This window comes from Cupriavidus basilensis, from assembly GCF_008801925.2.
GTDB lineage: Bacteria > Pseudomonadota > Gammaproteobacteria > Burkholderiales > Burkholderiaceae > Cupriavidus > Cupriavidus basilensis.
The window spans coordinates 2,110,898-2,137,759 of record NZ_CP062804.1 but is presented as its reverse complement, the minus strand read 5'-3'; the positions used below and the strand labels follow the sequence as shown (position 1 = coordinate 2,137,759).

At 66.6% G+C, this 26,862-nt stretch carries 28 protein-coding genes; 9 read left to right on the top strand and 19 right to left on the bottom strand.

Annotated elements, in window-relative coordinates; all coding sequences use genetic code 11:
• Positions 1 to 236 precede the first annotated feature (236 nt).
• From F7R26_RS30435 to F7R26_RS30420, 4 genes are all read right to left on the bottom strand, one after another.
• Positions 237 to 728: a hypothetical protein gene (locus F7R26_RS30435; protein WP_150988217.1), complete on the bottom strand. Its 492-nt coding sequence runs from the start codon at positions 726 to 728 to the stop codon at positions 237 to 239.
• 163 nt (positions 729 to 891) lie between these two features.
• A complete protein-coding gene (gene tcuC, locus F7R26_RS30430) occupies positions 892 to 2,190 on the bottom strand; it encodes an MFS transporter (protein WP_150988213.1) in 1,299 nt (432 codons plus the stop codon).
• Between the two features lie 175 nt (positions 2,191 to 2,365).
• On the bottom strand, positions 2,366 to 3,184 hold the full coding sequence (locus F7R26_RS30425) for a crotonase/enoyl-CoA hydratase family protein (RefSeq protein ID WP_241754588.1): 819 nt from the start codon (positions 3,182 to 3,184) through the stop codon (positions 2,366 to 2,368).
• Positions 3,185 to 3,266: 82 nt separating this feature from the next.
• A complete protein-coding gene (locus F7R26_RS30420; RefSeq protein ID WP_150988210.1) occupies positions 3,267 to 3,515 on the bottom strand; it encodes a hypothetical protein in 249 nt (82 codons plus the stop codon).
• 107 nt (positions 3,516 to 3,622) lie between these two features.
• Here F7R26_RS30420 and F7R26_RS30415 point away from each other — a divergent pair, with 107 nt between their 5' ends.
• Together F7R26_RS30415 and F7R26_RS30410 are read left to right on the top strand one after the other, a co-directional pair.
• Entirely contained in the window at positions 3,623 to 4,552 is a 930-nt protein-coding gene (locus F7R26_RS30415; protein WP_150988207.1) for a LysR substrate-binding domain-containing protein, read from the top strand.
• A gap of 302 nt (positions 4,553 to 4,854) precedes the next feature.
• Positions 4,855 to 6,042 (top strand): OpgC domain-containing protein, encoded by a 1,188-nt coding sequence (locus F7R26_RS30410; protein ID WP_241754587.1) that lies wholly within the window; start codon positions 4,855 to 4,857, stop codon positions 6,040 to 6,042.
• 100 nt (positions 6,043 to 6,142) lie between these two features.
• On the opposite strand, the gene F7R26_RS30405 is transcribed toward F7R26_RS30410, so the two are convergent.
• The 7 genes from F7R26_RS30405 to F7R26_RS30375 all read right to left on the bottom strand — a co-directional run bounded on the left by F7R26_RS30405 (position 6,143) and on the right by F7R26_RS30375 (position 11,645).
• A complete protein-coding gene (locus F7R26_RS30405) occupies positions 6,143 to 7,636 on the bottom strand; it encodes a gamma-glutamyltransferase family protein (protein ID WP_150988201.1) in 1,494 nt (497 codons plus the stop codon).
• A gap of 77 nt (positions 7,637 to 7,713) precedes the next feature.
• Positions 7,714 to 8,061: a 2Fe-2S iron-sulfur cluster-binding protein gene (locus tag F7R26_RS30400; RefSeq protein ID WP_150988198.1), complete on the bottom strand. Its 348-nt coding sequence runs from the start codon at positions 8,059 to 8,061 to the stop codon at positions 7,714 to 7,716.
• 60 nt (positions 8,062 to 8,121) lie between these two features.
• Entirely contained in the window at positions 8,122 to 8,475 is a 354-nt protein-coding gene (locus F7R26_RS30395; protein ID WP_150988195.1) for a ferredoxin, read from the bottom strand.
• Between the two features lie 29 nt (positions 8,476 to 8,504).
• On the bottom strand, positions 8,505 to 8,873 hold the full coding sequence (locus F7R26_RS30390) for a 2Fe-2S iron-sulfur cluster-binding protein (protein ID WP_150988192.1): 369 nt from the start codon (positions 8,871 to 8,873) through the stop codon (positions 8,505 to 8,507).
• A gap of 88 nt (positions 8,874 to 8,961) precedes the next feature.
• Positions 8,962 to 9,693 (bottom strand): TenA family transcriptional regulator, encoded by a 732-nt coding sequence (locus F7R26_RS30385; protein ID WP_150988180.1) that lies wholly within the window; start codon positions 9,691 to 9,693, stop codon positions 8,962 to 8,964.
• A 190-nt stretch (positions 9,694 to 9,883) separates the two neighbouring features.
• Positions 9,884 to 10,816, bottom strand: coding sequence for an ornithine cyclodeaminase family protein (locus F7R26_RS30380; RefSeq protein WP_150988189.1), 933 nt, complete (start codon positions 10,814 to 10,816; stop codon positions 9,884 to 9,886).
• Between the two features lie 76 nt (positions 10,817 to 10,892).
• On the bottom strand, positions 10,893 to 11,645 hold the full coding sequence (locus tag F7R26_RS30375) for a sulfite exporter TauE/SafE family protein (RefSeq protein ID WP_150988186.1): 753 nt from the start codon (positions 11,643 to 11,645) through the stop codon (positions 10,893 to 10,895).
• Between the two features lie 329 nt (positions 11,646 to 11,974).
• On the opposite strand from F7R26_RS30375, the gene F7R26_RS30370 reads away from it, so the two are divergent.
• From F7R26_RS30370 to F7R26_RS30345, 6 genes are all read left to right on the top strand, one after another.
• Positions 11,975 to 13,513, top strand: coding sequence for a hypothetical protein (locus F7R26_RS30370; protein WP_150988183.1), 1,539 nt, complete (start codon positions 11,975 to 11,977; stop codon positions 13,511 to 13,513).
• A gap of 195 nt (positions 13,514 to 13,708) precedes the next feature.
• Entirely contained in the window at positions 13,709 to 14,440 is a 732-nt protein-coding gene (locus tag F7R26_RS30365; RefSeq protein WP_150988180.1) for a TenA family transcriptional regulator, read from the top strand.
• A gap of 90 nt (positions 14,441 to 14,530) precedes the next feature.
• Positions 14,531 to 15,991, top strand: a complete 1,461-nt coding sequence (locus F7R26_RS30360) for an aldehyde dehydrogenase family protein (protein WP_150988178.1) — start codon at positions 14,531 to 14,533, stop codon at positions 15,989 to 15,991.
• Between the two features lie 63 nt (positions 15,992 to 16,054).
• Positions 16,055 to 16,534 (top strand): GlcG/HbpS family heme-binding protein, encoded by a 480-nt coding sequence (locus tag F7R26_RS30355; RefSeq protein WP_150988175.1) that lies wholly within the window; start codon positions 16,055 to 16,057, stop codon positions 16,532 to 16,534.
• 253 nt (positions 16,535 to 16,787) lie between these two features.
• Positions 16,788 to 17,786, top strand: a complete 999-nt coding sequence (locus F7R26_RS30350) for a 2Fe-2S iron-sulfur cluster-binding protein (RefSeq protein ID WP_150988172.1) — start codon at positions 16,788 to 16,790, stop codon at positions 17,784 to 17,786.
• 51 nt (positions 17,787 to 17,837) lie between these two features.
• The gene (locus tag F7R26_RS30345; RefSeq protein ID WP_150988169.1) at positions 17,838 to 18,542 is read left to right on the top strand and encodes a GntR family transcriptional regulator; all 705 of its coding nucleotides are present in this window, start codon (positions 17,838 to 17,840) and stop codon (positions 18,540 to 18,542) included.
• Between the two features lie 12 nt (positions 18,543 to 18,554).
• On the opposite strand, the gene F7R26_RS30340 is transcribed toward F7R26_RS30345, so the two are convergent.
• Both F7R26_RS30340 and F7R26_RS30335 read right to left on the bottom strand, forming a co-directional pair.
• A complete protein-coding gene (locus F7R26_RS30340; RefSeq protein WP_150988167.1) occupies positions 18,555 to 19,076 on the bottom strand; it encodes a DsbA family protein in 522 nt (173 codons plus the stop codon).
• 66 nt (positions 19,077 to 19,142) lie between these two features.
• Entirely contained in the window at positions 19,143 to 19,403 is a 261-nt protein-coding gene (locus F7R26_RS30335; protein ID WP_150988164.1) for a UBP-type zinc finger domain-containing protein, read from the bottom strand.
• 231 nt (positions 19,404 to 19,634) lie between these two features.
• On the opposite strand from F7R26_RS30335, the gene wrbA reads away from it, so the two are divergent.
• Positions 19,635 to 20,255 (top strand): NAD(P)H:quinone oxidoreductase, encoded by a 621-nt coding sequence (gene wrbA / locus F7R26_RS30330; protein ID WP_150988161.1) that lies wholly within the window; start codon positions 19,635 to 19,637, stop codon positions 20,253 to 20,255.
• Between the two features lie 41 nt (positions 20,256 to 20,296).
• Here the strand turns inward: wrbA and F7R26_RS30325 are convergent, their stop codons facing one another.
• Genes F7R26_RS30325 through F7R26_RS30300 form a run of 6 tightly spaced genes read right to left on the bottom strand, consistent with a single transcriptional unit; the run spans position 20,297 to position 26,812 of the window.
• On the bottom strand, positions 20,297 to 21,604 hold the full coding sequence (locus F7R26_RS30325; RefSeq protein ID WP_150988159.1) for an aspartate aminotransferase family protein: 1,308 nt from the start codon (positions 21,602 to 21,604) through the stop codon (positions 20,297 to 20,299).
• Between the two features lie 26 nt (positions 21,605 to 21,630).
• On the bottom strand, positions 21,631 to 22,692 hold the full coding sequence (locus tag F7R26_RS30320) for a phosphotransferase (protein WP_150988156.1): 1,062 nt from the start codon (positions 22,690 to 22,692) through the stop codon (positions 21,631 to 21,633).
• Positions 22,689 to 23,717, bottom strand: a complete 1,029-nt coding sequence (locus F7R26_RS30315) for a histone deacetylase family protein (protein WP_150988153.1) — start codon at positions 23,715 to 23,717, stop codon at positions 22,689 to 22,691. Before F7R26_RS30315 ends, F7R26_RS30320 begins: the two co-directional genes overlap by 4 nt.
• On the bottom strand, positions 23,714 to 24,439 hold the full coding sequence (locus tag F7R26_RS30310; protein WP_150988150.1) for a GntR family transcriptional regulator: 726 nt from the start codon (positions 24,437 to 24,439) through the stop codon (positions 23,714 to 23,716). Before F7R26_RS30310 ends, F7R26_RS30315 begins: the two co-directional genes overlap by 4 nt.
• Positions 24,440 to 24,443: 4 nt before the next feature.
• Positions 24,444 to 25,385 (bottom strand): DMT family transporter, encoded by a 942-nt coding sequence (locus F7R26_RS30305; protein ID WP_150988147.1) that lies wholly within the window; start codon positions 25,383 to 25,385, stop codon positions 24,444 to 24,446.
• A complete protein-coding gene (locus F7R26_RS30300; protein ID WP_150988145.1) occupies positions 25,385 to 26,812 on the bottom strand; it encodes an aspartate aminotransferase family protein in 1,428 nt (475 codons plus the stop codon). Before F7R26_RS30300 ends, F7R26_RS30305 begins: the two co-directional genes overlap by 1 nt.
• Between the last annotated feature and the right edge of the window lie 50 nt (positions 26,813 to 26,862).

The following is a 26,862-nucleotide window of genomic DNA, read 5'->3' as shown; positions in this document are numbered from 1 at the left end:
GGTGTCTCATTCATGGCCGGCCTGCCGTGGCTGTGAAAGAGTGTCGCCCCTTGTGCCGGGTTCGACAATTTGGCTTTTTGGAAGAGGGGCTTGCCGGGAATCGTTGTTGCGGCGCACAAGATGGCGCGGAAGGGGCAAGCGAGGGGAGGGACGAGGGGGCGAGGGGCGCTGCGCAGGGAGACGGAGGAAAAACCAACTTGCAGGGTGGCCCTCGATGGAGCCACCCTATGGCGGAATCAGCCCATGGCCAAGGCCGCCGCGCTCATCTGCTGCTCGGGCGTGGTCTTTTCCATGGACTTGGCCAGCGCGCCACTGGCGCTGGATATGGCACCGGTAAGCGAACTCATGGCCTGGTTCAGCGCTGCCAGGCGGACCTGCTTCTGGTCGGCAGAAAGGTTCTGGGCCGAGGCCACGGCTTGCAGCTCCTGCTGCTTGCGGGCCAGTTCGTCGCGCAATTCACGGATTCGCTTGAGCAGGTCCTTGGCCGTATCCGGCAGGTTGCTGTTGTCGATATCACTGTTTCGGCCGCTGGAGCCGGCCGGCTTGCCTGACGCCAGCGTGCGGCCAGCCGATGAAAGATCGACATGGATGCCATCGGACGGCTTGCCGCCGCCCGACTGGCTGGCGGGCGTTGCCTGGCTGGCGGTGGCAAGGCTGGCTGCGCCGGCCAGGGCCGTGGCGGCGGCAAACTGGCCGCTGGTGGAGGACGCCGGATCGATCGTGCTCATCGGATTTGTTCCTTCGGGTAGTGCGCGAACGCGCGGGAGGCGGCCGCGCGCGGCGCACCTGGGTACCCGGAATTAACGAACTCGTGAAGCGGATCTGTAGGGCAATACAGGTAATTTTGTGATGCTGGCGGCGCCAAATACAGCAATAAGTGGATGATGAAGCTCAAAAAGCCGATGCTACCGGACGCGCCTTGCGATAAAGGATGAGGGTGGCCAGCAGCCCGCATGCCGCGGCAAAACTCATCCAGTAGCCCGGCGCGGCCTTGTCGCCGGTCACCTCGATCAGGTAGGTCGAGACCGCCGGCGTAAAGCCGCCAAACACCGCTGTGGCAAGGCTGTAAGCCAGCGAGAAGCCGGCCACGCGCACCTCCACCGGCATCACCTCGGTCAGGGCCACCACCATGGCGCCGTTGTACATGCCAAAGAGGAAGGACAGCCACAGCAGCACGATCAGCATGCGCTCGAAGCTCGGCGCGCCCGCCAGCCACGACAACGCGGGATAGGCGGTAACCAGCGCGATGGCCGAAATGGCCAGCAGGATAGGGCGGCGGCCAATGCGGTCGGACAGGGCACCGCCGATGGGCAGCCAGATAAAGTTGGAAATGCCGACACAGAGCGTGACGGCAAGGCTGTCGGCCGTGCTGAGCTTGAGCACCGTCTTGCCGAACGTGGGCGTATAGACGGTGATCAGGTAGAAGGTGGTGGTGGTCATTGCCACTAGCAGCATGCCGGCCAGCACCGTGCGCCAGTTGCGCAGCATGGAGTCGAATACCTCGCGCGTGCTCGGATGGTGCCGGCGGGTACGGAACTCTTCGGTCTCCTGCAGCGAGCGGCGCAGCACGAAGAGGAACGGCACGATCAGGCAGCCGATAAAGAACGGAATGCGCCAGCCCCATGCGCCCAGCTCGTCGGTCGTCAGCCAGTAGTTGAGCCCGAAGCCGAGCCCGGCTGCCACCACGATGGCGATCTGCTGGCTGGCCGACTGCCAGGCGGTATAAAAGCCCTTATGGCCCGGCGTGGCCATTTCAGCCAGGTAGACCGATACGCCGCCCAGTTCCGCGCCCGCCGAGAAGCCCTGCAGCAGCCGGCCGGTCAGCACCAGCAGCGGCGCCAGCACGCCGATGCTGGCATAGCCCGGCACCAGGGCGATCAGGATGGTCCCGCTGGCCATGAGCGACAGCGTCACGATCAGGCCCTTGCGGCGTCCCACCTTGTCGATGTAGGCGCCCAGCAAGATCGCGCCGAGCGGGCGCATCAGGAAGCCCGCGCCAAACACGGCGAAGGTCAGCATCAGCGAGGCGAACTCGCTGTTTGACGGAAAGAAGGTGTGGGCGATGTAGGTGGCGTAGAAGCCGAACAGGAAGAAGTCGAACTGTTCGAGGAAGTTGCCGCTGGTAACCCGCAGGACCGCGCCCAGCTTTGAGGATCCAGGCACTGCCGCGCCTGCCATTTCCGCTTGCATCGCCAGTCTCCTTCGCCGCGCCGTCCCGGCTATCCGCCGCCTTTTGCAAAAGGTCGGCTAGCCTGTGCGGGCGCGCTTGTGCTGGTCAATATATGCCTTGCAAGCCGCCAGCGCCAGTCCCCCATGCGGGAGGCGCGAGCCGCCAGCAACACCCCCCCTGTGCCTCGCCCGATACTCAGGCGCCGCGAAACGTGGCCGGACGCTTCTCCACGAAAGCGCTGCTGCCTTCCCGCGCGTCTTGCGAGGCCGCGGCGATCATGAACTGCATCGCTTCCACCGCCAGCCCCTCATCGATGGGCAGGTTGATGCCGCGCGTGACCGCGCGCAGCGACGCGGTCACTGCAATCGCCGAATGCCGCGCGATCCGCTCGGCCAGCCGCAGGCAGGCGGGCAGCAGGTCGGCGGCGCTCACCACCGCATTGAGCAGGCCGAACCGCAATGCGCTGTCGGCATCGATTGCGTCGCCGGCCAGGATCATTTCGTTGGCCCGCTTGCGGCCCACGTGGCGCGGCAAGCGCTGCGTGCCGCCAAACGTGGGCGGGAAGCCCAGCTTGATCTCAGGCTTGGCAAACGTGGCATGTCCGGCCGCGATGGCCAGGCTGCAAGCCTCCACGATCTCGCAGCCACCGCCGAAAGCCAGGCCATTGACCGCCGCGATGACCGGTTTCGGGAACGTTTCGATGCGCCGCGTCATGGCTTGTCCCCGCAGCAGGAAACGGCGCTGCGCCTGCTCAGGGGAGGCCGCGATGTCAGGCGCGAAGCCGGCGATGTCGGCCCCCGCGCTGAAGGCCCGCGAGCCGCGGCCCGTCAGAATCACGCAGCGCACCGCGGGATCTGCCTCAATCGCATCGAGCCGGGCCATCAGCGCGTCGATCAGCGCATAGCTCAGGGCATTGAGCTTGTCGGGGCGGTTCAGCACCAGCAGGGCATGCTGGCCGGATTGTTCGTAGCACACCAGATCGTTTGCGTTGGTCATGTCGGGTAGGTTGTTCATCTTCAGCGGGTCCTGGTTGTCTTGTTGTTTTGTTGTTTTGTTGTTTTGTTGTCCTGATGGGTTGCAAGGCTTGCCGGTGCGGTCAGGCGATTGTCCGAACGGCGATGCGCGCCGTGCGGCCGCGAAAACCGGAGACAAAGACCACGGCCTCCTGCCTGGCGCAAAAGCACTCGCCGCTCACTAGTACCGTGTCGCGGCAAGCCGCATCCAGCATGGCTGACTGCTGCGTGAGCCACACGATGCCTTCCACGCAGATCAGGTAAGATCCCAAGCCGAGCGGGATCCGCAGCGCATCCGGGCCGAGGATCCAATTGCCTTGTCTTGTGCGCATGATCGCCTCCTGGCTAGCCCGCCAATTTCTGCAACGGTGCTTGCATTCTTGCGGGGAACAGCAAACGCTGCCCGGAAGCCTTTTCATGAAGGGTATGCCTGGCTGTCATGTCAATCCTGAGCCGAGCCTCCGCCAACGCGCTGCGCGCCATGTCGCTTGAAGCCCTGCGCGGCTTCGAATCCGCCGCGCGCCATCTCAGCTTCACCGCCGCCGCCGAAGAACTCTTCATCACCCAGTCCGCCGTCAGCAAACAGATCAAGAGCCTGGAAGACGTGCTTGGCACCGCGCTCTTCCTGCGCGGCGGCAAAGGCCTGAGCCTGACCCCGGAAGGCCGCCAGCTCTACGAGGCGGCGCGCCTGTCCATCGGCCAGCTCGGCGCGGCCATCGACCGCCTGCTCGCCGTTGACCGCATCTCCATCGCCGTCACCACCACGCCGTCCTTCGCGTCGCTCTGGCTGGTGCCCAAGCTCGCCCGCTTCCAGGCCGCCGAGCCCGGCATCGACGTGCGCATCGACGCATCCGAGCCCATGGTCAACCTGGAGCGCGACGGCATCGACCTTGCCATCCGGCTCAACACACAGCCCCCCGACCCCGACCCTGATGGCCCGCGCCCGCTGCTGCAGGAGCGCCTGATGCTGGTCGCCGCACCTGCCGTGGCCGCGCGCATTGCCGACGCCAGGCAGATACTCGATACGCCGCTGCTGGTGTTCCATGACCCCGGCGCCCGCTTTGACTGGATGTCATGGACGCAGTGGTATCAGCGCCTCGGGCTCATGCGCTCGTCCAAGCAGGCATGCTTGTACTTCTCGCAGTACGCGCACGTGCTGAATGCCGCCGCGCAGCAGGCGGGCATTGCGATAGGGCGTACGCCAATGGTGTTGCCGATGCTCAAGAGCGGGCAGTTGCAGGTGGTGCTGCCGGAGCATGTGGCTGACGGGCCGACCTATCAGATCGTGACGTCCAGCGTGGTGCGGCCCGGGGTGGAGCGGTTGCGGACCTGGCTGGAGACGGAGCTGGCGGGGGAGGTGATTGGGTGAGGGCTGCCGCAAGAACTGGCGACCTCTTCCTAGGGTAATCCCCAATATGCCGTATCATCACGCCCGGGCGTCGCGCCGCCGGGCGTTTTGCCGTCCTCGGGCCGCGAGCATGCCCCATCGCACTTTTTCAGGAAATCCGGGACAAAGCCAAGGTGCGCCGGCAGCCTGCCGGGCGCCAGATCACCGCCCATGGGTGCGGATTTGCTCACATTGAATAAACGGGGGCCACTGGTAAGTGGCCTCGGAGACATCCAGGCGCTTTGTCGGAGCACCCGGATTGCCAGGTATTGCAGGAGTTGCTTTTGTCCTTGAACGAAACCCAGCGCAGAACTGAAGTTGACCTGATTCGCGGCATCGCGCTGATTTTCATCGTGGTTGACCATGTGAACGGCAGCGTGCTGGCCGATTACACCATCCGCAATTTCGCGTTCTTCGATGCGGCGGAGATCTTTGTCTTCCTGGCCGGTTATTCGGCAGGGGCGGCCTACGTCGCCATGGAGGCGCGCCACGGCGCCTCTGCCGCGCAGAACCGCCTGATCCGCCGTAGCTGGGAGATCTACAAGGCGTTCGTGCTGACCGGCGTGCTGATGCTGGTGTTCGGCCTGTTGCTGGCGCTGGCCAAGGTGCCGGCGCCCGCGATCCGGTCCACCGAGGCGCCGATCTTCATGGCGCATCCGATCAGCACGCTGATCGAGGTCTTCAGCGTGGCGCGGCAGCCCTTTGTGTCGGATGTGCTGCCGATGTACGCGGTCTTCATCCTGTTTGCGCCGCTGGCGATCCGCATGGCGCGCGCGATGCCACTGACGTTTGTCGGCGCCAGCGGGCTGCTGTGGCTGATGGCGCCGATGCTCACGCCACTGCTGCCTAGCAGCGATGGCAACGGCTGGAGCTTCAACCCCTTCGCGTGGCAACTGCTGTTTGGGCTGGGCCTGATGGCGCGCCTGCGCCCCGATGTGATCCTGCCGCGCCAGGCGCTGGTGCGCTGGGTGGTGACGGTGCTCGCCGTGGCGGTGACGCTGGCCGGCGTGCTGCTGGCTTACCTGTGGATGCGTCCGCATGTGTACGAGCCATGGCTGCCGACCTGGCTGCCGGCCATGGTCTTTCCGCTGCCCAAGAAGAGCCTGGCGGCGCTGCGCATCGTGAGCTTCCTCGGGCTGGCCTGGCTGTGCTACCTGGCTGTCCGCGCGGGCTGGGTGGCGCGGCTGGCGTCGGTGATGGGGCCGGTGGTGCAGATCGGCCGCCACAGCTTGTTCTGCTTTGTCTTTGGCGCGGTGGTGTCGGTGGTGATCGAGGGCTTTACCTATGGCATTGCCGGCGGCCGGCCGTCGCGGCCGATCGCGCTGGGCGGCGATATCGTGGCCGTGGCGCTGTTGCTGGTGATTGGTGGCTGGTATGGGCGGCGCAAGGAGGGGCGAAAGGAAGCGCGCAAGCAAGAGAGCAGGGAAGAGGGAAGGGAAGAAAGAAAGGCAGTGCAAAAGGCTGCTGCTTAGGCAGCCTTCGCCGGCTTGCGATTGTGCTTGTGTGCGATTACGCCGTCATTCCTTGATATCCGAGCCTGTCCGTCTTCCTGTGTGCCATAGGTGGCAAGGCTCACTCCCCCAGCGCGATGCCATCCTTGCGCTTGTCCGACGCGCCAAGCAGGTCGCCGCACGCACTGCGCATGACGATCTGGGCGCCGCCGAAATCGCTGCGCCCGCCCAGTTCGCCAAGGCCGGCGGGATCGCTGTAGCCAGCATCGCGCAGGGCTTGCACGATGGCCGGCGGCATGCCGGCTTCGATGGCCAGGGCGGTGTCGGATTCCAGCCGCCAGCGTGGGGCATCCAGCGCAGCTTGCAGGGGTTGCTGCCAGGCGGCCAGCCTTACCAGCAACTGTAACTGGCCTTGCGGCTGCATCAGCCCGCCCACCACGCCGAAGCCCGCGTGGAAGCGCCCGTCGCGCAGGGCCGCGCCAGGTACCACGGTGTGATACGGGCGCTTGGCCGGAGCGGGGCTGTTGATATGGCCCGGCCCGGCAAAGCCGAAGCCGCGGTTCTGCAGCACGAAGCCACAGCCGGGCACGGCGATGCCCGAGCCGAAGCGCTTGAAGATGCTGGTCATCAGCGTGACCGCCAGGCCGTCGCGGTCCACCACCACGGTGCATACGGTGTTGCCGGCCGGGTCTGCCACGGTTTCCTTGGCATACTGCATGGCGCGGCCCATGGCTCGCACCGTGCGCAGCACGGCTGCGGGATCGTCCTCGGCCAGCATGGCAGGATCGAGTTCGCCGAGTTCGTCCAGCGCGTGCAGGATGGCCACGCCGTGCGTATTGGGCGGGCATTCCAGCACCGTCAGTCCGCGGAAATCCGTGGATATGGGCGTGCAGAAATCGCCCCGGTGGGCGGCGAAGTCGGCGGCAGCCAGCGCGCCGCCCGCGTTGCGGCTGGCTGTTTCGGCGGCCTGGGCGGGCTGGCCGAGGTAGTACGCATCGGCACCCTCGGCGGCGATGGCGGACAACGTGGCGGCCAGCTCCGGATTGCTGAAGGTTTCGCCGGCCGCAGGTGGGCGGCCGGCGCGATAGAGCGCGGCGCAGACCGGGTCGTGGTGCAGCACGCGGTCGAACAGCGCCCATTCCCGCGCCGCTACCGGCGCGACCGCAAAGCCGTCGCGCGCTAGCGCAATGGCGGGCGTGAACAGCCGTTTCCATTCCAGCCGGCCGTAGCGGCGATGCAGGTCCTCCCAGCCACGCACCGCGCCGGGAGTGGTCAGCGAGAGGGCGTGGCGCTCGGGGATGCGCTGCCCGGGCAGGGCCGCCAGCGCGTGCATGGGGAACGCGCCCGGCGCGCGCCCGGTGCCGTTGTAACTGACCGCGTGGCCGTCGGGCTCGACGATCATGGCCAGCATGTCGCCGCCGATGCCCGTTGCCATCGGCTCCACCACGCCCAGGATGGCATCGGCCGCGAGCGCCGCGTCAATGGCGCTGCCACCTTCGCGCAGCACCTGCAGCGCGGCCTCGGCAGCGAGCGGGTGGCCGGTGGCGACCATGCAGTGCGGCGCGCGCACGCCGTCGACTGTGTTGGCACGGCTGGCGCTAGCTGTGGTTGTCATGCGTGGCGCTCCAGGAGAATCAGATCAATCGGGTTTGACGCAATGGCGGGCGTGAGCGGCAACGCAGCGCCGCGGACCTATTCGGCCGCCGTTCCGGCGACTGTCCCGGCGACCGGAACGGCGGCCTTGGCCGGGCTTGCCTGGGCTTCCCAGGACACGGCGATGTTGCCGGTGACGAAGGTCTGGCAGGCCATGCGGTAGCCCTCGCCAAATTGCGCCTCCGACAGGTGCTTGCGCTCTTTTGGCTTGATGGCGTCGGTGAACTCGAGCCCGCGCTCGATCTTGCACTTGCAGGTGCCGCACAGGCCGCCGCCGCACTTGAAGGGGATGCCGCCTTTCTCGCGCAGGGAAACGCGCAGCAGGTTGCTGTTCTCGGGGGCGCTGACGACCTTGCCGTCGTTGCTGACAAAGGTGATTTCAATCATGGAAACGGTCCGATGCGATGAGGGGGCTGCCCGGCGCTGTGCCGGTCTTACTCGGTGGATTCAGTCGGTCGCTTGCCAGTCATGCGCATGGACGTCCCGCTTGACCAGCGTGATGTCCATGCTGCCGAAGGTGGCCAGGCGCGTGAGCTCGTCGCGTGCGCCCTGCAGCGTGTCGAACTGCTCGAGGAACTTGGAGGGCACGTAGTTGATGGTGGGGGCCGGGCGGCTCGCGGCATCGACGTCTTCGCCGAACTCCTCCACAACCTTTACCTTCACCGGGTGCGCTATTTCGGCGATGACGAAGTGCGCCGTCCTGCGGCCGTAGAAGAGATAGTCGTAAGCCTCGACGGCCAACAGCCCCTCTACCAGTTCGGTGCGAAACTGCCCCGGCTTGCTGCTGAGTATGACGTACATGACTGCGCTGCCTGGTGGATGCTGATGGATTACTGCGCGTTGCCGGGGACGCTGGCTTGCAGGACATTGGCCCCGCCGCTGGCGGTGGACGTGCTTTGCACTGGCAGTTCGTCCTGGATCAGCTCGATGTCATGCTCCAGCCAGATCTGGCAGGTCAGGCGATAGCCTTGCTCCAGCCGTTCTCCGAGCTGCTTCTTTTCCTTCCAGTTCGGCGGCGGCAGGTGCTCGGCGCCGGCGATCACGCGGCACGCGCATTTGGAGCACTTGCCCATGCCGCACTCGTAGCGCAGGTTCGGATACGGAAACTGCTTGATCCCGGCGCGCACCACCAGGTTGGTGCTGGGCTTGACCTCGTCCTCGAAGGTCTGGCCGTTCTTGTGAAATACGACTTTAGGCATACAACGTTTCCGCAAGCGGTCTGGTGTGTCAGGGGCGGCCGGGCGGATGCGCACCGGCCGCGCGTCATCGCACGATCTGGCGGCTGCTTCAGGCCGCCATGTCCAGTTCAGGCAGGGGGATTTCCTGCGCGACATAGTCGTGATAGAGGGCGGTGGTGTAGAGCAGGCGCATCTGGGCACCGATCTCGCAGATCTTGAGGCAGCGCTGCTGCAGCTCCGGGGTGTTGGCGTGTTCCAGCACGATCTGGTAGCCACGCTCGCCGTGGATTTCATCGGAGACGATATGCAGGTCGAAGAATTCGACCTCTTCGTCGGTGAAGTTGTACTTGTCGCGCAGGGTGGGGGTCTGCTTGCGGTAGATCGAAGGCACCTGGGACTCCAGGCCAACGACCAGTCCGGCAACGGCCACGACGGGGTCTTCGCGCATGGCTACGGCGTAGCACCAGCTTTGCAGGCCACGGGTGGTGGGCGACATGTTGTCGGGGTCGAGCACGCGCTCGCGGGTGGTGCCGCAGGCTTCGGCAAAGCGGATCAGCAGGTCGGTGTGGCGGTCGCCGCCGATTTCTTCCTCATACATATTGGCCAGCAGGAAGTCCTTGGCTTCGGTGAAGCGGTCGGGGGTGCGGGCGTAGATGTAGGCGAGGTAGTCGGCGAAGGGGCCGACGTAGTGATAGTGGTTCTCGGCCCAGCGGGCGAGGTGGTCGCGGGAGAGTTTGCCGCTGGCCCAGGCCACGCTGAAGGGGGCTTTGTTGGCGCTCTTGCCCTTGATGGCGTTTTCAAGGGCGGCACGGAAATCATCACGGTTCATCAGTTCGGCCATCGGGGGCTCCTGGGGGAACGGGTTCAAGGTTGTGAGGGACTGCGTGGCAGCTTCCGGAAGCGATTTGCTTGACCGGTCATCGTTTCAGTAATTGTATACTATCTACAATTAGAAGAAAGGGGTAGTGGTTGATAGGGCAAATACGAAGGCCGTGTGCAGGTCGCATGCAGGCTGCATCACGTAGTGTGAATCAAGCGGCTCTGGCTTCACCCGCTGCCTCGATCTGCCGATAGGCGAAGCCCGCCAGCGCCACATCCTCCAGCCCCACGCCCACGGACTTGTAGATCAGGATGTCCGTGTCATTGCCGCGCGGCTTCACGCTGCCGGTCACCACATCGGCTAGCTCGATGACCTTGTCGGCCGGCAGCACGGCGGGATCCGCCAGCACGATGTCCCCGGCCTCGCGCATGGATTGCGGGCGCCACTCCACTACCAGCCGGGCCGCGCGGGAGAGCGCCACGTCGTCCAGCTCGCGGGTGTGCGGCAGGCTCGACCCGATGGCCGCGACGAAGGCGCCGGGCTTGAGGGAATGGCCGGAGAACAACGGCGTGGTGGAGCGCGAGGCGGTGACCACGATGTCGGCCTGGGCCACGGCCTGGTCCGGCTCGGCAAGGTCGACCGGAATGCCGCACTGCCGCGCCAGGCGCTCGGGCATGGCGGCATCGGCATACGGGTCTGACAGCAGGATGCGCTTGAGCGGCAGGGCCGCGGCGAGCTGCCGGGCATGCTGCACGCCTTGCGTGCCGGCGCCGAACAGCGCCAGCACTTCGGCTCCCGGCCGCGCCAGGTGCCGGGCCGCCAGCACCGAGCAGGCAGCCGTGCGCAGCCGGGTGATCGCGCCTGCATCGAACGATGCCAGCGGCCGGCCGTCCTCGGTGGAGAAGATCAGGATGACAAAGGAAAACTGTCCCTTGATGGTGGTGTAGACCTTGGCGCCGGCCACCTGCTGCTCGGGAATCACCGCGCCCAGCGTGGACAGCTTGACGCCGCCAGCCTCGGTGCGGATACGCTCCTGCATGGCGGCCTTGCCTTGGCCGAAGCTGCGGAAAGCGTCCAGCATCACTTGCTGGGCATCAGCGGGGCTGACGTGGCGGTCGATCATCTCATCGGTGATATGCAGCATGGTCTGTTTCCTGGCGTAGCGGGAATGGAAGGGAGCGTAGGGTCTGAGGTGAGGCGAGGGGAGGCGAGGGGAGGCGTCAAGCGGGCAGGGCGAGCTTGACCAGCACGCCAATGGCGCCGGCCGTGCACAGCGCCAGCAGCAGCTTGCGCACGGCCTTGGCCGAAAAGCGGTTCTTGAGGCGATTGGACACGGCAAAGCCGACCAGCAGCATGGGCGACAGGCTCAGGCTGAGCCACAGGTCCACCAGCCCGAAGCGGCCGGCGGCAGCCAGCATGGCCAGCGAAAACGCCGCGCCGGCACACAGGATGCAGCCGATGGTGGCGCGCAATTGCGGCGGCGGCAGGTGCTGCATGACGATGGCAAAGGGCGGCGCGCCCGCCGAGGTGACCGTGCCCATGAAGCCGGAGGCGGCACCCGCCACCGCCATGTTCAGGCCGGATGCCTGCACCCGCCAGCCCAGCAGGCTCAGCGCCACCGCGGCCAGGATCGACAACGCGAACACCAGCGCCAGCACTTCGGCCGGCAATTGCGTCATCGCCGCCACCGCCACCACCGTGCCCGCCGCACGGCCAGCCAGGGCATTGCCCGCCGTGCGCCAGGCAATGGCACGGAACTCGCGTATCGCACCCAGCAACGAGACCAGCCCGCCCATGGCCAGCAAGGGGCCCGGGGCCAGTTGCGGAAAGAACAGCACGGCCACCGGCGCCGACACCATCGAGAAGCCGATCCCGCCCACGCCTTGCAGGCAGGCGCCGCACAGGATCAGCGCACCCATCAGGCCGAATTGCCAGGCGGTGGTGCCGGCGGGAAGAAGGGTGGAAAGTGTCATGGCGGCTTGGATTGATGTCAGGGATCGCACTCCGCGCCATCGGTGATGACATCCTGATGATGCGATAAATTGGTATACAGTCTACATAAAATTCAAATGAAAGACATCTGGAATCGGCAGGACGAGCGCTGCTGGCTCACAAAAGGTGCCTGCTATCCCCGTTCCGGCGCGAAAATATAGGATTTGCACCAGATTGGGTGGATTCCCTAGTCCCGGTAGATTTCGCTTGTTTTGATGTATATCAAGAATATAGTATACGTTCATGGGGCAGCCATAGCCCCGCAAGACAAAAACGATGGTCTCTACAGATAAAGATCCAAGGGGAATACATGCAACACGAAGTGGTGATTGGCGCAGCACACTGGATCTACCTGGCGGGCGTGGCGGTGATCGTCCTGACCATGATCCTGCGAGCCAATGTGGTCGTGCCGTCGATTCTGGGTACGTTCCTGGTGGTGTTCGCGCTGACCGGTAGCCCGGTCTCGGCGCTGGGAGGCATTTTTTCGGCCAGCCTGGTGGCGGCCAAGGAGTTGTTCAACATCTTCCTGGTCATCGCTTTCATGACGGCGCTGCTCAACTCGCTGAAGACGCTGCGCTCGGATATCCGCATGGTGGAGCCGTTCCGGGTGGTGATGAAGAACGGCCATTCCGCGTTCTTCATCCTGGCCGGCATTACCTACGTGATTTCGCTGTTCTTCTGGCCCACGCCGGCGGTGCCGCTGGTCTCGGCCATCTTGCTGCCGGCAGCGATCGCGGCGGGCCTGCCGCCGCTGGCGGGCGCCATGGCCATCGCGATTGCGGGGCAGGGCATGGCGCTGTCGTCCGACTATGTGATTGGCGTGGCGCCCGGGATCAGCGCCAAGGCCGCCGGCGCCGCGGTCAGTGCGGTGGTGGTTGCCGATCGCGCGCTGGTGCTGTCGATCATTACCGGCGCCATCGCGCTGACCCTGGCCTATCTGTCGATGCGCAAGCACATCGTGCCCGCCAGCGGCACCTTGCTGACCCATTGGCAAGCGCGCGCGGGCGGCGCCGTGGAAAAGGCCGAGCACGCGGGCACCTTCGACAAGGCCGAGATCGCGCGCGGCACCGAGCACGACGAGCCGCTCGTCACCGATGCCAATATCGAGCGCAGCCTGGCCATGGTGGCGCTGCGCCGCGTCAAGTGGTCGAAGTGCTTCGCGGTGGTGACGCCGCTGGCCTTCCTGGCGGTGGTGGCCGTGATGGTGCTGCCGAAGATGGGTTCGGCCCTGCCGGAGTTGAAGGGCGGCGATGCGGCCGCGCTGGTTGGCGGCGTCGCGGCGCTGCTGATGATGCTGGCCACGCTGGCGGCGGAAGGCCCGCGCAAGATGCTCGATGTGTGCCCCGAGCACATCACCGATGGCTTTGTCTTCGCCTTCAAGGCCATGGGCTCGGTGCTGCCAATCGCCGGCTTCTTCTTTGTCGGCGCCGGCGAGACCGCGGCGCACATCCTGGGCGTCAGCGCCGACAAGGCGCCCAGCCTGCTGTTCGAGCTGATCCAGGCTTACCAGCACATGATTCCGGACAACCATGTGCTGGTGGCGTTTGGCGTGCTGCTGGTGGGCATGATCACTGGCATCGACGGCTCGGGTTTTGCCGGCCTGCCGCTGACCGGCACGCTGGCCGGCGCGCTGGGCCCGGTGGTGGGCTTCGATTCCGCCACGCTGGCGGCAATCGGGCAGATGGGCGCGGTATGGACGGGCGGCGGCACGCTGATCGCATGGTCCTCCCTGATTGCGGTGGCCGGATTTGCCCGGGTGCCGGTGCTCGATGCGGTGCGCGCCTTGCTGTTGCCGGTGCTGATCGGGCTGTGCGTATCCACCGTTTGCGCCATGTTCCTCTGGCGCTGAACCTGTCGCATTGAGCCGCAAGGAGCGAGGCCATCCGTGCCTCGCTTTTTTATTCCTGAGGCGCGAATACACTCTTCACAAAAACAGTAGATAGTATACAATCTACATCAAGGTATCGGGTGGCACGGATAAAGCCACCCGGACCACGCCACGCAGTCCCCCACAACCTTGAACTCGTTCCCCCAGGAGCCCCCGATGGCCGAACTGATGAACCGTGATGATTTCCGTGCCGCCCTTGAAAACGCCATCAAGGGCAAAAGCGCCAACAAAGCCCCCTTCAGCGTGGCCTGGGCCAGCGGCAAGCTCTCCCGCGACCACCTCGCCCGCTGGGCCGAGAACCACTATCACTACGTCGGCCCCTTCGCCGACTACCTCGCCTACATCTACGCCCGCACCCCCGACCGCTTCACCGAAGCCAAGGACTTCCTGCTGGCCAATATGTATGAGGAAGAAATCGGCGGCGACCGCCACACCGACCTGCTGATCCGCTTTGCCGAAGCCTGCGGCACCACCCGCGAGCGCGTGCTCGACCCCGACAACATGTCGCCCACCACCCGTGGCCTGCAAAGCTGGTGCTACGCCGTAGCCATGCGCGAAGACCCCGTCGTGGCCGTTGCCGGACTGGTCGTTGGCCTGGAGTCCCAGGTGCCTTCGATCTACCGCAAGCAGACCCCCACCCTGCGCGACAAGTACAACTTCACCGACGAAGAGGTCGAATTCTTCGACCTGCATATCGTCTCCGATGAAATCCACGGCGAGCGTGGCTACCAGATCGTGCTGGAACACGCCAACACCCCGGAGCTGCAGCAGCGCTGCCTCAAGATCTGCGAGATCGGCGCCCAGATGCGCCTGCTCTACACCACCGCCCTCTATCACGACTATGTCGCGCAGGAAATCCCCCTGCCTGAACTGGACATGGCGGCCTGAGCCTGCCCTGGGCGGCATCGCGCAATCGTGGCATCGCATTGGCATTGACGGCCCCGCCCGGGGCCTGACCGGACGAAAGGCTTGGACATCATGGCAGTGGCAAAGACAGACGAATTCAACAACTACATCAACGGCGAATGGTCGAAGAGCGCCAGCGGGCGCACCTTCGACAACGTCAACCCGGCCGATACCGGCGATATCGTCGGCCGCTTCCAGGCCTCGACCGCGGCTGACGCGCAGGCCGCCGTGGCCGCTGCCGCGGCCGCGTTCGAGGCGTGGAAGAAGACCCCCATCTCGAAGCGCGCCAAGATCCTCAACGGCGCCGCCGATTACCTGGAAGCCAACGCCGAACAGATCGCCGAGGAACTGACCCGCGAAGAAGGCAAGGCACTCAACCTGAGCAAGGATGAAGTGCTGCGCTCGGCGCAGACCATCCGCTTCTATGCCGTGGAAGGGCAGTCCTTCTCCGGCGAGACCTATCCCCAGGACGATCCCGACATGATCGTCTACAGCCAGCGCGAGCCGCTGGGCGTGGTGACCGTGATCTCGCCGTGGAATTTTCCGGTGTCGATCCCGGCGCGCAAGATTGCCCCGGCGCTGATCGCGGGCAACACCGTGGTGTTCAAGCCCTCGTCTGACGCGCCGCTGAGCGGCTACCGGCTGGCGCAGGCGTTCGTCGAAGCCGGCATCCCCAAGGGCGTGCTCAACTTCATCACCGGCCGTGCCGGCGACGTGGGCGCGGCCATTACCGAAGCACCGGCGGTGCGTGCGATCTCCTTTACCGGCTCCACGGCGGCTGGCCAGCATATCCATCGCTCGGTGTCGCTGAGCACACGCACGCAGATGGAGCTCGGCGGCAAGAACCCGCTGATCGTGATGGAAGACGCCGACCTGGACCGCGCGGTGGACCTCACCATCAAGGGCGGCTTGTCGCTCAGCGGCCAGGCCTGCACCGGCACCAGCCGCGTGCTGGTGATGGCTTCGGTCAAGGCCGCCTATACGGAGAAATTGCTGGCCAAGGTCAAGACCCTGAAGATCGGCAGCGGCATGACGCCCGGCATGGACGTGGGCCCGCTCGCCACCCGCAAGCAGCTCGAAACGGTGCTCGGCTATGTGGAAGCGGGCAAGGCCGAAGCCACGCACCTGTGCGGTGGCGAGCGCCTGGGCGGCGAGCCATACGACAAGGGCTTCTATGTCTCGCCGGCCGTCTTTACCGGCGTTACCCAGCAGATGCGCATTGCCCGCGAGGAAATCTTCGGGCCGGTGATCGCCATTATCGAGGTGAGCAGCTACGCCGACGCCATCGCCAAGGCCAACGACACCGAGTACGGCTTGTCGGCCGCCATCGTGACCAGCAACCCACGCTATGCGCACGACTTCGCGCATGACATCCAGTCGGGCACGGTCAAGATCAACCGCACCACCACGGGCAACCTGATCAACGCGCCGTTCGGCGGCCTCAAGCAATCCAGCACTTCCACCTTCCGCGAGTCGGGCCGGGCAGGGCTGGAGTTCTACACGCAGATCAAGACCGTCTACCGCGGCTGCTGAACCAGCACGCCCGCAAACCAACCGGCATTCACGCAGCATTCACGTATCGCGCAGGAGCAGGACATGAGAAGAGCCATCAAGCTGGAACTGAAGGAAGCCCGTCACATGGTGGCGGCAGCCATCCGCAAGTCCGAGGAAATCGGCGTGCTGGAATCGATCTGCGTGGTCGACGACGGCGGCTACCCGCTGGTGCTGGAGCGCATGGACGGCGCGCGCATCACCGGCCCGCAGATCGCCTGGAACAAGGCCTTCACCGCCGCGGGCCACAAGCGCTCCACCCACCTGTTCAACCAGGCCCCCAACGGCCCCGCGCTGCCCGGCAATGAAGCCTTCGGCATCCAGTGGAGCTTCGAAGGCAAGTTCGCCGTGTTCGTCGGCGGTTTCCCGATCGTGGTCAACGGCGAAGTCATCGGCGGCATCGGCCTGAGCGGCGGCAACGGCGAACAGGACACCGCCGCAGGCGTGGCAGCGCTGCAGGCCCTGCAGGAACTGCTGGCCGGCGACGACCTGGAGGTGCTGGCAGAGGCCGATATCAAGAAGTAAATCCAGGATCCAGCGACATCCGGCAAATCGCGCGACGCGAAGCGAGCCCCCACGCGATGCGAAGCGAGCCGTCAAGGTGTACCAGGCCGTATGGGGCGCAAGGGAAGTCGCCCCATCCGGCGCGCCTTCTTTGCCTACTTTCTTGGCAAGACAAGAAAGTAGGTCGCCGCCCCGCAGGGGTGGTGAAACTGCAGTTGCTTTTGACTTTAGGTTCTAGATCCAGAAGCCCATCCCCCCGCATTCCGAGTCCACCATGTCCTACCGCATCCATCTCCTCGAATCCCAGCAATCGTTCGAAACCAGCGCCGGTGAAACGGTACTGGACGGCGCCCTGCGCGCCAATGTGCAGATGGCGCACGACTGCCGCTTCGGCGGCTGCGCTACGTGCCGCGTCAGGCTGGTCGAAGGCGCGGTGGCCTATGAGGAGTACCACATGGGCCTGACCCCGGAAGAAGAAGCCGAAGGCTTTGCGCTGGCGTGCCAGGCGCGGCCCACCAGCGACCTGGTGATCAGCACCGCGCGCCCGGGCGAGCCATGCGCCGAGCCTGCGCGCCACACCGCGGTGATCCGCAAGATCGCGCCGCTCAGCGCCGACGTGGTGCACCTGACGCTGGAGCTGCCGCAGGCGCAGGCGCTTGACTACCGTCCCGGCCAGTACCTCAAGATCTTCACTGGGGACGGCATCGCGCGCAGTTTCTCGATGGCGTCGGTACCCAAGGACCGCACGGTGGACCTGCACGTGCGCCGTATTCCCGGCGGCTACTTCACCGAGCGCTTGCTGGCGGGTCTGCGCTCCGATGACCAGCTCGACGTGGAGCTGCCGCTGGGCGGCTTCTATTTCCGCAAGGACGACTATCGCCCGCTGGTGATGGTGGCCACGGGCACCGGGCTGGCGCCGATCAAGAGCATCCTCGAATCGCTGATGGACGATCCCGATTGCCCGCCGGTCTCGCTGTACTGGGGCATGCGCACCCAGGCGGACCTGTACCTGCACGAACAGATCCAGGCGTGGGGCGCGCGGCTCTACGATTTCCAGTACGTGCCGGTGCTCTCGCGTGCCGACGGCGCATGGAGCGGCCGGCGCGGCCACGTGCAGCACGCCGTTGCCGCCGACCTGCCGGACCTGTCCGAGCATGCCATCTACCTGTGCGGCTCGCCCGACATGATCCGCGACGCCCGCGAGACCTTTCTGGGGCTAGGCGCCAGCGGCGCGCATATCTACGCCGACAGCTTCACATTCCAGCGCAGTTGAACCAGCGCGCGCGGGCTGGCCAAGGCCGGCCCGCGCGCCCACAAGACGAACATGTCCGACGACCACGGCAGTGTTCCACCCGCCCACCCGGCGGGCCATCCCGGTGCCAGCCTCGGCGCGCGCCATTCGCCGCTGTTTTCGCAGGTGACCGATACCTTGCGCCAGCGCATTGTCGGTGGCGTGTACCGCCAGGGCGAGCGCCTGGTGGAACACACGCTGTCGGCCGAACTGGGCGTGTCGCGCGTGCCGGTGCGCGAGGCGCTGCGCGCGCTGGCGGCCGAGGGGCTGGTTCGCATCGAGCCGCGCCGGGGCGCGTCGGTGGCGTGCCTGTCGGAGCATGTGGCCCGGGAGATGGTGGAGGTGCGCGCCACGCTGGAAGGTCTGAACGCCAAGCTGGCCGCGCAACGGCGTGATCCCCGGCTGGTCGCCGAGTTGCAGGAGGTCTTGCGCCAGGGCAGCGCGGCGGCATGCGGCGGCGAGGATGCGCGCCTGCTCACGCTCAATTTCCGCTTTCACGAAGTGCTGGGCAATATCGCCGCCAACAGCGTGCTGCAGGAGATGATGCGCTCCTTGCGCGAGCGCACCGGACTGGTGTTTGCGCCCGCGCACCGGCAGCGCGCGCAGCAGAACTGGGACGAGCACGCGCAGATCCTGCGGGCGGTGATTGCCGGCGACGCCGACCTTGCGTCACTGCTCGCCGCGCGCCACGTGTACAGCGCGGCGGAGGCGGCCACGCCTGTTGGCCCGCAAGCCTAGGCCCCCAGCCCCTCAGTGACGCAGCGCCACGGCAATGGCATGATCCAGGTGTTCGATGCCGAAGGTCACGTCCTGTATTTCCCCATTGACGAAGAATGCCGGCGTGCTGCGCACATGGCTGGCGATGCCGCTTTGCTGGTGCTCGCGCACGCGCTGCAGGTAGGTGTGGGACTTCATGTCGTAGTCATAACGTTCCAGGTCCAGTTCCAGCGCAGCGGCGTACTCCCGCAGCATCGCCGGCTTGAGGCCGTGATGTTGCTCGAAGAGCTGCTGGTGCATCGGCCAGAACTTGTGCTGGGCCGCCGCGGCCTCGGCAGCCTCCGCGGCGCCTTGCGCCAGCGGGTGCCAGGCCGTCAGCGGGAAATGGCGGTACACAAAGCGCACGCGGTCGTGGTAGCGGGCAAGCAGGATCTTCACGCCGCCGTAGGCCAGGCGGCAATACTGGCATTCGTAGTCGCCGTACTCGACCACGGTGACTTGGGCCGAGGCCGGCCCCAGTACATGGTCGGTCTTTTCAACGGGTGTCGACAGCATGACATTCTCCTTGCAGGATTGGCGCATGGGGGTCGGCTTGCGCGAGCGCCGGGCGCCGGGCACCCCTCAAGGAATGAACAGCTTGTCGATATAGCACCAGCGCCAGGTTTCGCCCGGCTCGAACGACTGGATCACCGGATGCTCCGTGGCCAGGAAATGCCGGGTGGCGTGCTGGTTGGGCGAGTCGTCGCAGCAACCGACATGGCCGCAACACAGGCACAAGCGCAGGTGCACCCATTCGTCGCCGCTGCGCAGGCATTCCTCGCAGCCTTCCGCGCTGGGTGTGACGGGATGGCTCAATGCAAGGTGCGCACACGTCGTTGTCATTGCGGTACTCCATCATTGGCCCCGGCAGGGCGGGCCCGTGCCGCGCGGATGAGCCAGGATCTTTCATTGTAGGCGGCGAAGATGCGAAGGGAAGCGCGGCAGTCACCGCGCGGCGCGCTTGCGTCGCCTAGACTCAACGGATGGCCTGTTGCGGCCTGAAGTCCCGATTTCGTATTTCGTCATTTCGTCATTTCGTCATTACGTATTTGGCATTGCACTCAGGAGAATGTCATGACCTGCAAGATCCAGGTGGTCTTCTACAGCATGTATGGGCACGTCTACAAAATGGCGGAGGCCGTGGCGGCGGGCGCGCGAGAAGTCGATGGCGCCGAGGTGACGTTGCTCCAGGTGCCGGAACTGGTGCCCGACGCCGTGCTGGAAAAGAGTGGCGCCAAGGCCGCTCGGGCGGCTTTTGCCCATGTGCCGGTGGCGGAGCCGGACAAACTGGCCGACGCCGATGCCATCCTGTTCGGCACCCCCACACGGTTTGGCAATATGTGCGCGCAGATGCGCAACTTTCTCGACCAGACCGGCGGGCTGTGGATGAGCGGCGGGCTGGTGGGCAAGGTCGGCAGTGTCTTTACCAGCACCGCCACCCAGCACGGTGGCCAGGAGACCACGATTACCAGCTTCCACACCACGCTGCTGCACCAGGGCATGGTGATTGTCGGCGTGCCCTACGCCGAAGCGCGGCTGCTGGACATGAGCCAGATCACGGGGGGCACGCCCTATGGCGCCTCCACCCTGACGGCCGCCGACGGCTCGCGCCAGCCGAGCGAGAACGAACTGGCGATCGCAAAGTATCAGGGCCGGCACGTGGCCGGCATCGCCGCCAAGCTCGCGGCGCGTTAGCCGGGCTGTCGACCGGATGGCGGGCGGGTTCAGCTTCGGGTTCAGCTTCGGGCCACTCGCTCGCTCTCCACCTCGGCCAGCACCGCGTCCAGGGTGTCGGCCAGCAGGTCGGCGTGCGCTTCGGTGAACACCATCGGCGGGCGGATCTTCAGGATGTTGGCCGCTTCGCCGGTGGCGCCAACCAGCACGTGGCGCCGCCGCAGGCCGTTGACGATGCGCGCCGTGCGCGCGGTCGCGGGCCGCGCGGCATCGCCGTCGTCGACAAACTCCAACGCGACGAACAGCCCGGCCCCGCGGATATCGCCGATCAGTGGATGCCGCGCCGCCACGCCTGCCAGCCGCTCGCGCAAGTACTTGCCCACGCGCCGCACCTGCGCCATGAGCTGGGTCTGCTCGATGACGTCAAGCACCGCCATGCCGGCGGCGACAGACACCGGGTTGCCGCCGAAGGTGTTGAAGTAACGGCACTCGCGCCCAAACGCCGCCAGCACTTCGGGGCGCACGGCCAGGCCGGCCAGCGGATGCCCGTTGCCCATTGGCTTGCCCATGGTGACGATGTCCGGCACCACGCCATGCCGCTGGAATCCCCAGAACGCCTCGCCGGTGCGTCCCAGGCCGGGCTGCACCTCGTCGGCAATGAACACGCCCCCGGCCGCGCGGATGGCGGCGACCGCATCTTTCAGGAAGCCGGGCGGATCGGTGAAGATGCCGTCGCTGGAGAACACGGTGTCGACCAGCAGCGCGGCGGGGCGGATGCCATGCGCGCGCAGGTCCTCGATGGCGTGGCGCACACCGTCGGCAAAGACAGCACCGAGCTGCGCCGGCGCAACGCGGTAGCTGTCCGGCGCCGGCACGGTACGCACGTTGTCGCCGAGCTTCACGTAGCGCCCGAGCGAGGGCGATGCCTCGGCAATGGACGCGGTCACGCCGTGGTAGGCAAAGCGCGTGATGATCAGCCCTTGTGCGCCGGTGTGGGCGCGCGCGATGCGCATCGCCAGGTCGTTGGCCTCGCTGCCGGTGCAGGTGAGCATGGCATGGCCCAGCGCGTCCGGCATGGTGGCCAGCAGGCGCTCCGCGTAATCCAGGATGCCCTCGTGCAGGTAGCGCGTGTGCGTGTTGAGCTGCGCCGCCTGGCGGGCAATGGCTTGCACCACCTGTGGATGGCAATGGCCGACCGATGCCACATTGTTATACGCATCGAGGTAGCGCTCGCCGTTGGCGTCGTAAAGCCAGACGCCATCGCCGCGCACGATGTGCAGCGGCTCCTCGTAGAACAGGCGGTACGCCGGGCCGAGCACGCGGGCGCGCCGCTCGGTCAGCGCTGCAACGCTTGGGGTGGCTGCTGCCATGGTCATCGGATTCCTTGGAGTCGTGGTCACGCTACCGCGCAGGCACGGCGCAGGACGGAGCGTGCTTGTTCGGTGGGGATCGCGTCGCAGGCCGCCAGCCGGTCCCAGGAGACCGCGTTGTTGCGCAGCAGGTAAGGCGCGTTTTCCGGATGCCGCGCGGCGCGCCAGCCGCTGATGGCTACCACCATCACCAGCCGGGCCTGCACCAGGTCGAACAGCACGTCGACCTCATCGGCTTGCAGCGGCAGTACCGCGTGATAGGTGGCGGCAAAGTCCGCCAGCGTGGCCATGGTGTCGCCGGCGGGGTCAACCTGATAGGCGGCGGCAACGGCCAGGTCGTCGATCAGGGGCGCATGGACCATGTCGCCAAAATCCAGCACGCCCGCAATGCGCGCATGGTCTTGCGGGTCGACCAGCACGTTATAGATATTGAAGTCGTTGTGGATCGGCTGGGCCCGCAGGTGCGCCAGCCGGGGCTGCACATTGGCGGCAAAGCGATCCAGCGCGCGGTTTGCCAGCGCGCGGCGCGCCACGTCCGGGACGCTGTCGAGCAGGCCGCGCACGCGGTCGGCGCGCTGGATGTCCCACGGCAGCTCGAGTTCGCCGGCGGGATGGCGCAAGTCGCGCAGCGCCAGGTCGAGCCGGGCCAGCGTGCGCGCCAGCTCCCGTGCCTGCGCTTGCGAGCGCTGCGCCTTGGGCAGCGGCACGCCAGGCAGGTAGGTGAACAGGCGCACCACGCGCGCTTCGCCACCGGGTGGCTGGGCGATCAGCGATGGCTGGCCCGCCAGGGTTGGCACGATGCGCTGCACGGGCAGGGCGGGGTCGGCCGCCGCGATGTGCAGCAGCGCCTGGGTCTGGAAGTCCGCCACCAGCGGTAGCTCGGCCGGGTGGGATACCTTGAGCATGTAGCTTGCCGCCGGCGTTTCCAGCAGGAAGTTCCGGTCGCGTTCGCCGCTCAGCGGAGAGAGCCGGCCCGCCAGCCCGTAGTGCTGCGTGAGCAGCGCCATCGCCCACGTCACAGGGACTTCGGGCGAGCCTTCGCTAAGCACATCGGCGGCCACCAGTGCCGCGCTTGCCGGCCCGTTCATGCCGCGCTCGCGAAGCCGCGCAGCGCGCTGGACAGGTTGGGCCCGAGATCGTCGGAGAGATAGCCGCCTTCCTGCACCAGCACCGTCGGCAAGCCCAGCCGCGCGATTTCTGCCGTGATGAGGGCGAAGCCGGGCGTGGTGACGGCCAGTGCCTGGTACGGGTCGCGCTCGTGCGCGTCCAGCCCCAGCGCCACCACCAGCGCCCCGGGCGCGAAGGCGCGGATGCTCTGGCACACATCGCGCAGCGCCGCCAGGTAGGCCTCGTCGCCGGTGCCGCGCGCCAGCGGGCGGTTGATGTTGTAGCCGAGGCCCTTGGCCTCGCCGCGCTCGTGCGCGTGTCCGGTGAAGAAGGGCGTGAACAGCATCGGGTCGCCATGCAGCGACACGGTCAGCACATCGTTGCGCTGGTAGAAGATGCCCTGGGTGCCGTTGCCGTGGTGCATGTCGATGTCGAGGATGGCGACACGGTCATGGTGGCGGCGCAGGTGCTGCGCGGCAATGGCGGTGTTGTTCAGGTAGCAAAAGCCGTTGGCGCGGTCCGCATAGGCGTGGTGGCCCGGCGGGCGGCACAGCGCATAGGCGGCGCGTTCGCCGTCGGCGACCAGTTGCGCGGCGTGGGTGGCCACGTCGGCCGAGCCGACCGCCGCACGCCAGGTGTTGGGCCCGATGGAGCAGGCGGCGTCGCCCATGTGGAAGCCCGCCTGGCCGACCACGCTGTCGGGATAGGTGCAGGGCTGCCCGGGGAAGGGATGGATGTTGGGCAAGACCTCTTCGGAGGCGTCGGGCAGCAGTTGCCAGCGGTCGTACGCGGTTTCCAGGAAGCGCAGGTATTCCGGCGTGTGGATCGCGGCGCGCGGGCCGGGGCCGTGATCGGCGGGGGCAATCACGTCGTGGCCATCGGCGCGCACCGCTGCCAGGAGGCGCAGGGCGCGCTCGGGCTGCTCGTTGCTGCGTTTCATCTTGCCGCGCACCATGAACGCGTGCGGGTCGTGGTCGAGATGCAGATCGCTGTAGACGACTTTCATAGGACGGACTCCATCGGGGGCGCCTCGGCGGCGCCCTGTTTTTGCATGAACACCGCCCGGACATGGACCCAGGCGTCATCGATATGAAAGCGCACCGCGGCTTGCGCGGCGGCCTCGTCGCGCCGCGCAATCGCCTCGGCAATGGGGCGATGGGTCTCGGCCACGGCCTTCGGGTCGTGGTACACGCTGTCGATCAGCGCCACGATCATGCGGATCTCCGTTTGCATCATGGAGAACATGCGATGCAGGTAGGCATTGCCGGACAGCTCGCAGATAGCCGTGTGGAACGCCAGGTCGCGCGCCACGCGCTCGATCTGCGGCAGCGATTCGGCCTCCTGCACCATGCGGTCGACCATGGCCACGAGCTGCTTCAGCCCGGCCTGCGGCGCCTGCTTGCAGGCGAGCGATGCGGCCATCAGTTCCAGGTTCAGCCGTACCTGGAACAGGTCGTCGATCTCGCGCACCGTCACCGTGCGCACGGCAAAGCCATGGCGCGGGCGCGAGACCAGCACACCCTGGCGCTCCAGCCGCCGCGCCGCCTCGCGCACCGGCGCGCGGCTGACATTCATGCGGCGGGCGATGTCGGCCTCGACGATGCGGCTGCCGGGCGGGAGGCGGCCTTCGACGATGGCCTGGGTGAGTTGCGCCTCCACCGCCGCCACCAGGTCGGAGACTTCGATGGAGGCAAAGGGCGAGGATTCGTCGAATGCGGAATCAGACATGGGCTTAGTCCTTGGGTCGGGCTACGACCGGCTTTACCTGCGGAGCGGGCGGCGCCTGCCGCCCGCGCAATGCGAGGTAGCCGCCCGACAGCATGATCAGCACGATGCCCGCCAGCGCGATGCCATCGGGCGGGCGCTGGAAGACAAAGGTACTGATCAGCACGGCGAGCAGCAGTTGAAAGTAATTGAGCGGCGCGAGCGTGGAGGCGGCAACGCGCCGGAAGGCGGCCAGCAGCAGCAACTGGGCCAGGCCGCTGCAGGCGCCACCGGCCATCATCAGCAAGATGTCGGGCGCGGGCGGCATGACCTCAGGCAGCGTCGCCAGCGCCGGCACGCCGGTCACCACCAGGCAGATCAGCGCGGTCCAGGCATAGAGCACCGGCCCGGCGACCACGCCCGCCAGCCGGCGCGTCAGCAGCTGGAAGGCCGCGTAGCATACGGCCGAGACCATCATCAGCACCGTGCCGACAAGCGGCAGGTCGCCGCCGGGCCGCACGATCAGCAGCATGCCGCCAAAGCCGGCCAGCACCGCCGCCCACTGCGCGCGTCCCACCCGCTCGCCCAGCACCGCCGGCGACAGCGCCACCATGATCAGCGGCGCGGTGAAGTAGATGGCGGTGGCCTCTGCCAGCGGCATGTGCACCAGCGCCGCCATGAAGCAGCTTGCCACGATGCCAAGCGCCAGCCCGCGTGCCAGCAGCAGCCATTTGCAGGGCGTGCGCCACAGCTTCAGGCCGCCTTCGCGCAGCAGCCACACCAGCGCGATGACGCTTACCGACACATAGCGGGTGAGGTTCATCATGGGCGCCGAGTGGTCGCGCAGCATCCATTTGCAGAAGGCGTCGTAGCTGGCAAACGCCACCAGCGCGCAGAAGAACAGCGCGATGCCATCGCGGCGCGCACTCGCCGTGGTGAGCCGTAGCGAAGGATTGGCCGGGCCGGTCATCAGGCCGCAACCTTGTCGCCGTCATTGCCAGCATTGCCGCCCTTGCTGCCGGCCGGGAGCTCACGCTCCAGCGCCACCATGGCGCGCTCGAACCGCGTGAACAGCTCGTCGATCTGCGCCTCGGTGATGATCAGCGGCGGGCAGAACGCAATGGTGTCGCCCATGGCGCGCACGATCAGGCCGTGCTCCTGCGCCAGCTGAGCCAGGCGCGGGCCTGCCTTCAGGGCCGGGTCGAAGGCGCGCCGCGCCGCCGGATCCGCCGCCAGCTCGACCGCGCCCAGCAGGCCAACCCCGCGCACCTCGCCCACCAGGGCTCGCCCGGCATAGGCACGCAGCGCTTGCTGGAAGCGGGGCGCGATGGCGTTCACATGATCCAGGATGTGGTCATCCTCATAGACGCGCAGCGTCTCCAGCGCCACCGCCGTGGTGACCGGATGGCCCGAGTAGGTGAAGCCGTGGCCGAAGGTGCCGATCTTGCCGCTGTTGGCGGCAATGGCCGCGTGCACTTTCTCCGACACCATCACCGCCGAAATCGGCATGTAGCCGGAAGACAACGCCTTGGCGCAGGTGAGGATATCGGGCCGCATGCCGTAAGTGGTGGAGCCGAACATCGCGCCGGTCCGGCCAAAGCCGCAGATCACCTCGTCGGCGATCAGCAGGATGTCATTGCGGCGCAGCACGGCCTGGATCTCGGCAAAGTAGGTGGCTGGCGGCACGATCACGCCGCCCGCGCCCATCACCGGCTCGGCGATGAAGGCGCCGATGGTGTCCGGGCCTTCCGCCTGGATCAGTGCCTCGAGCTCCTGCGCCAGGCGGCTGGCGAACACCGCCTCGCTCTCGCCCGGCGCGCCATAGCGGTAGTGGTGCGGGCAGCCGGCGCGCAGGATGCGGTCGATGGGCAGGTCGAAATCGCGGTGATTGGCCTGCAGGCCGCTCAGGCTCGCCGCCGCCACGGTGACGCCGTGATAGGCGTTGGTGCGCGCGATGATCTTCTTCTTGTCCGGCTTGCCGATGGCGTTGTGGTAGTACCAGACCAGCTTGACGGCGGTGTCGTTGGCCTCCGAGCCGGAGTTGGCGAAGAACACCTTGGACATCGGCACCGGCGCCATTGCCACCAGCTTCTCGGCCAGCATGATGGCCGCCGGGTTGGAGCGATGGTTGAACGTGTGATAGTAGGGCAGCGTGCGCATGGCCTGCACGCCGGCCTCGATCACGCGCGCATGGCTAAACCCGAGCGCGCTGCACCACAGGCCGGACATCCCCTCCAGGTAGCGCTTGCCCTGGTCGTCCTCCACATAGATGCCGTCGCCTTTGGTGATGACGAGCGGGCCGACGCCGGGGTGGGCGGCCAGGTTGGTAAAGGGGTGCAGGTGGGCCGCGATATCGTCTGCGGCAAGGGCGGCGTGAGAGGGCAAGGCGACGGTCATGTCAGTGACGTCCTGTTGTTGGTATCGGGTGTGTCGGAGCGCTGGGGCAG

Coding starts and splice junctions, on each gene's coding strand:
- F7R26_RS30435 (WP_150988217.1), bottom strand. CDS start 728: ATGAGCACGATCGATCCGGCGTCCTCCACCAGCGGCCAGTTTGCCGCC.
- tcuC (WP_150988213.1), bottom strand. CDS start 2,190: ATGCAAGCGGAAATGGCAGGCGCGGCAGTGCCTGGATCCTCAAAGCTG.
- F7R26_RS30425 (WP_241754588.1), bottom strand. CDS start 3,184: ATGAACAACCTACCCGACATGACCAACGCAAACGATCTGGTGTGCTAC.
- F7R26_RS30420 (WP_150988210.1), bottom strand. CDS start 3,515: ATGCGCACAAGACAAGGCAATTGGATCCTCGGCCCGGATGCGCTGCGG.
- F7R26_RS30415 (WP_150988207.1), top strand. CDS start 3,623: ATGTCAATCCTGAGCCGAGCCTCCGCCAACGCGCTGCGCGCCATGTCG.
- F7R26_RS30405 (WP_150988201.1), bottom strand. CDS start 7,636: ATGACAACCACAGCTAGCGCCAGCCGTGCCAACACAGTCGACGGCGTG.
- F7R26_RS30400 (WP_150988198.1), bottom strand. CDS start 8,061: ATGATTGAAATCACCTTTGTCAGCAACGACGGCAAGGTCGTCAGCGCC.
- F7R26_RS30395 (WP_150988195.1), bottom strand. CDS start 8,475: ATGTACGTCATACTCAGCAGCAAGCCGGGGCAGTTTCGCACCGAACTG.
- F7R26_RS30390 (WP_150988192.1), bottom strand. CDS start 8,873: ATGCCTAAAGTCGTATTTCACAAGAACGGCCAGACCTTCGAGGACGAG.
- F7R26_RS30385 (WP_150988180.1), bottom strand. CDS start 9,693: ATGGCCGAACTGATGAACCGTGATGATTTCCGTGCCGCCCTTGAAAAC.
- F7R26_RS30380 (WP_150988189.1), bottom strand. CDS start 10,816: ATGCTGCATATCACCGATGAGATGATCGACCGCCACGTCAGCCCCGCT.
- F7R26_RS30375 (WP_150988186.1), bottom strand. CDS start 11,645: ATGACACTTTCCACCCTTCTTCCCGCCGGCACCACCGCCTGGCAATTC.
- F7R26_RS30370 (WP_150988183.1), top strand. CDS start 11,975: ATGCAACACGAAGTGGTGATTGGCGCAGCACACTGGATCTACCTGGCG.
- F7R26_RS30365 (WP_150988180.1), top strand. CDS start 13,709: ATGGCCGAACTGATGAACCGTGATGATTTCCGTGCCGCCCTTGAAAAC.
- F7R26_RS30360 (WP_150988178.1), top strand. CDS start 14,531: ATGGCAGTGGCAAAGACAGACGAATTCAACAACTACATCAACGGCGAA.
- F7R26_RS30355 (WP_150988175.1), top strand. CDS start 16,055: ATGAGAAGAGCCATCAAGCTGGAACTGAAGGAAGCCCGTCACATGGTG.
- F7R26_RS30350 (WP_150988172.1), top strand. CDS start 16,788: ATGTCCTACCGCATCCATCTCCTCGAATCCCAGCAATCGTTCGAAACC.
- F7R26_RS30345 (WP_150988169.1), top strand. CDS start 17,838: ATGTCCGACGACCACGGCAGTGTTCCACCCGCCCACCCGGCGGGCCAT.
- F7R26_RS30340 (WP_150988167.1), bottom strand. CDS start 19,076: ATGCTGTCGACACCCGTTGAAAAGACCGACCATGTACTGGGGCCGGCC.
- F7R26_RS30335 (WP_150988164.1), bottom strand. CDS start 19,403: ATGACAACGACGTGTGCGCACCTTGCATTGAGCCATCCCGTCACACCC.
- wrbA (WP_150988161.1), top strand. CDS start 19,635: ATGACCTGCAAGATCCAGGTGGTCTTCTACAGCATGTATGGGCACGTC.
- F7R26_RS30325 (WP_150988159.1), bottom strand. CDS start 21,604: ATGGCAGCAGCCACCCCAAGCGTTGCAGCGCTGACCGAGCGGCGCGCC.
- F7R26_RS30320 (WP_150988156.1), bottom strand. CDS start 22,692: ATGAACGGGCCGGCAAGCGCGGCACTGGTGGCCGCCGATGTGCTTAGC.
- F7R26_RS30315 (WP_150988153.1), bottom strand. CDS start 23,717: ATGAAAGTCGTCTACAGCGATCTGCATCTCGACCACGACCCGCACGCG.
- F7R26_RS30310 (WP_150988150.1), bottom strand. CDS start 24,439: ATGTCTGATTCCGCATTCGACGAATCCTCGCCCTTTGCCTCCATCGAA.
- F7R26_RS30305 (WP_150988147.1), bottom strand. CDS start 25,385: ATGACCGGCCCGGCCAATCCTTCGCTACGGCTCACCACGGCGAGTGCG.
- F7R26_RS30300 (WP_150988145.1), bottom strand. CDS start 26,812: ATGACCGTCGCCTTGCCCTCTCACGCCGCCCTTGCCGCAGACGATATC.